Origin of the sequence: Burkholderia sp. LMG 13014, assembly GCF_905232215.1 — a bacterium.
Classification (GTDB): Bacteria; Pseudomonadota; Gammaproteobacteria; order Burkholderiales; family Burkholderiaceae; genus Burkholderia.
In genome coordinates this window covers 1-2,358 of sequence record NZ_CAJNKE010000774.1, presented here as the reverse complement: position 1 = coordinate 2,358, position 2,358 = coordinate 1, and the positions used below count along the sequence as shown (strand labels likewise).

The window sequence follows — 2,358 nt, the reverse complement described above, 5'->3', positions numbered from 1 at the left end:
CGGCTCGACATCGAGCCAATACCCAAACGGCCCGATCGGCTGCACCGGCGACAGCCGCACGAGGCTGCCTTCGCCGATCTCCTCCTCGATCATGTTCAGGTCGACCACCGCGAGCCCCGCGCCCTTGCGCGCCGCGCGGATCGCCTGTTCGAGCGTCGAAAACTCGATACCGTCGCCGATCAGCGCCGGCGGCACGCCCGCCTGCTCGCACCAGTCGGCCCACAGGGTCAGGCGCTTGCCTTCGTGCAGCACATGCAGCGACGGCAGCCGGCCGAGCAGCACGTCGAGCGCATCGCCGCGATAGCGCGGTGCGCCGACGAGCGCATGCCGCTCCATCATCAGCAGCTCCGATTGCATCCCCGCGCGCGCCGCGCGCCCGAAGCGGATGTGGCAATGGCAATCGTCAGCCGGCTCCGTGCGGATCGACAGTTCGACGTCGGGCAGCGCCTCCGCGAGCGTGCCGAGCCGCGGCGAGAACCACTGCGTCGCGAACGTCGGCGGCAGCGACACCGTCAGCCGCCGCTTCGCACCCGGCCGCGTCGCAGCGATTTCGCCGACGCCACGCTCGATCGTGTCGAACGCCTGCCCGACGAACGGCAGCAACCGCTGGCCGGCATCGGTCAGGCGCACGCCCTTGTGATCGCGCTCGAACAGCCGCGCGCCGAGCGCTTCCTCGAGCAGCCGGATCTGCCGGCTCACCGCCCCCTGCGTCACGCACAGCGAGACCGCCGCGCGGTTGAAGCTCAGGTGACGCGCGGTCTCCTCGAAAAATCGCAGCGCGATCAACGATGGCAGGCGTCGCATGATGTGTGTCCCTTTCGTTCGTATCGTTCGTGTCGTTGCCGGCCGGCATCGCCGGCCCTCCTGCGGCCAGCCTTGTCACAGCAAGGCGCGCCGACTGCCATACAGTCAAACCCCGGCGCCCTCCGTCGCCGCGATTCATCGTCCCCGCGCCCGCGCCACCCGCCTACAATAAGCATCCCGCACCAAACACGACACCGCCCCGTGAGACGCAAGATGCCGGCGCTGAATGCGCTGAAAGCCTTCGAGATGGCCGGCCGCACCGGCAGCTTCACGCGCGCGGCCGAGCTGCTCAACGTGACGCAGAGCGCGGTGAGCCGCCAGGTTCGCCAGCTCGAGGGCCAGCTCGGCGAAACCCTGCTCGAGCGCCGCCATCACCAGCTCGAACTGACGGCGGCCGGCCGCGTGCTGCTGCGCGCGCTGCAGCAATCGTTCGACAAGATCGAGCTGACCGTGCGCAGCCTGCAGGAAAAAACCCACCTGAACCGCCTGCGCGCGAACGTGCCGCCCACCTTCGCCGCGCGCTGGCTGATGCCGCGCCTCGGCCGGCTGCGCGATGCGCATCCCGAATTCGAGCTGAGCCTCACGACCCGCATTCACGACAGCCTCGGCGAATCGCGCGTGCTCGACTGCGCGATCCGGTTCGGCGACGGCGAATGGGACGGCTTCGACAACGCGCTGCTGATGCAGGAGCAGCATATCGCCGTCTGCGCGCCCGCGCTGTATGCGCGGCTGCGACAGGACGGCGCGCCGATCGACCTGAACCGCTTCACGCTGCTGCACGTGCTCGCCACCGACGACCAGCGCTACCTGACCTGGCAGCACTGGCTGAAGGCCGCCGGTATCGCCGACGTCGACACGCGCGGCGGCTACGAATTCGACCTGCTCGACCACGCGATCCGCGCGGCCATCGACGGTCTCGGCATCACGATCGCCGACCGCCACATGGTCGCGCGCGAACTCGCAACCGGGCAACTGATGCAGGTGCTCAACGTGCACGTCGATGGCCACCAGTCGTACTGGTTCGTCACGCGGCCCGAGCAGACGAACCTGCCGCACATCGTCCAGTTCCGCGACTGGCTGCAGCAGGAAGTCTGGCTCGCGAAGCGCCATCTCGAACCGTCGTCGCCACTGCCGCAAGTGCCGCTGGCCTGACCACGCGCCCCGACCCGATCGCCCTCGATCGCCGTCGACCACCGGCCGCGGGCGACACCTTACCGGCTTCCTCGCCCGTCCGCATCCAGCCCCGCCTGAAAATCCTTCCCGACCACCGGCTGCCCCGCCCCGGCCCGCGCCGCAGCAGCCTTGCCCGACAGGCGACTCCGGCCGATCCGCCGAGTAACGTGCGTTTTTCTCATGCCCGGCACGAAAATAAGTCGTTTGTCGTGCGCTAAACGCATGAACAGAATGGCCTCCATCCCGTGCCACGCGTGTCGCCACTCGAAGCGATCCGCCTGCATTCATCGGAGGAGTCACTTCATGCGCACCGAACGCAATTACGTGAACGGCCGTTTCGTCGCCCCGGAAAGCGACACGTTCATCGTCGTCCACAATCCC

Annotated in this window: 3 protein-coding genes; 1 reads left to right on the top strand and 2 read right to left on the bottom strand. The window is 68.4% G+C overall.

Features of this window, described 5'->3' with window-relative positions; genetic code table 11:
* Positions 1–804 (bottom strand): LysR family transcriptional regulator (locus tag JYJ84_RS34425; protein ID WP_205171935.1); only part of this gene is annotated, 804 nt, incomplete at its 3' end.
* Between the two features lie 213 nt (positions 805–1,017).
* On the opposite strand from JYJ84_RS34425, the gene JYJ84_RS34420 reads away from it, so the two are divergent.
* Positions 1,018–1,956, top strand: a complete 939-nt coding sequence (locus JYJ84_RS34420) for a LysR substrate-binding domain-containing protein (protein ID WP_011356424.1) — start codon at positions 1,018–1,020, stop codon at positions 1,954–1,956.
* 59 nt (positions 1,957–2,015) lie between these two features.
* Here the strand turns inward: JYJ84_RS34420 and JYJ84_RS34415 are convergent, their stop codons facing one another.
* A complete protein-coding gene (locus JYJ84_RS34415; RefSeq protein WP_175218999.1) occupies positions 2,016–2,219 on the bottom strand; it encodes a hypothetical protein in 204 nt (67 codons plus the stop codon).
* Between the last annotated feature and the right edge of the window lie 139 nt (positions 2,220–2,358).